Below are 464 nucleotides of genomic sequence, written 5' to 3' on the forward strand. Positions count from 1 at the left end.
CCCCATAGACAGCTTCGTCGACGCCCGTCCCGGCCCCCTTGGGCTTGCCGGACGGCTTATGTCATGATGGCGCCACCCTCGCAGGTTCAAGGCCGGCTTTCTTCCTCTATGAACAAATCCCTTGCGCTGCTGACCGTCACGCTGCTGCTCGGCGGCTGCCAGTCACTTATCCACAAGACTCCCGATGGCACCCCGCCGGTGGAAGACACCGCGGTCGAGACCAAGGCCAAGCCGGAAAAGTACGGCTCCTTCAGCGAGGACAGCCTGTATTCGCTGCTGGTGGCCGAACTGGCCGGGCAGCGCAACCGCTTCGACATCGCCCTGAGCAACTATGTGGTGCAGGCGCAGAAAACCCGCGACCCCGGGGTTTCCGAGCGCGCCTTCCGCATCGCCGAATACCTCGGCGCCGACCAGGAAGCCCTCGACACCTCCCTGCTCTGGGCGCGCAGCGCGCCGGACAACCT

The 464-nt window shown here is 65.3% G+C and carries 1 pseudogene; it reads left to right on the plus strand.

Going from position 1 to position 464, the window contains the following annotated elements:
* Positions 1–63: 63 nt before the first annotated feature.
* Positions 64–464, plus strand: a pseudogene (locus ACLJNW_RS23195) (hypothetical protein); the annotation flags it as partial.

Source organism: Salmonella sp. SAL4457 (assembly GCF_046548235.1).
GTDB lineage: Bacteria > Pseudomonadota > Gammaproteobacteria > Enterobacterales > Enterobacteriaceae > Salmonella > Salmonella enterica.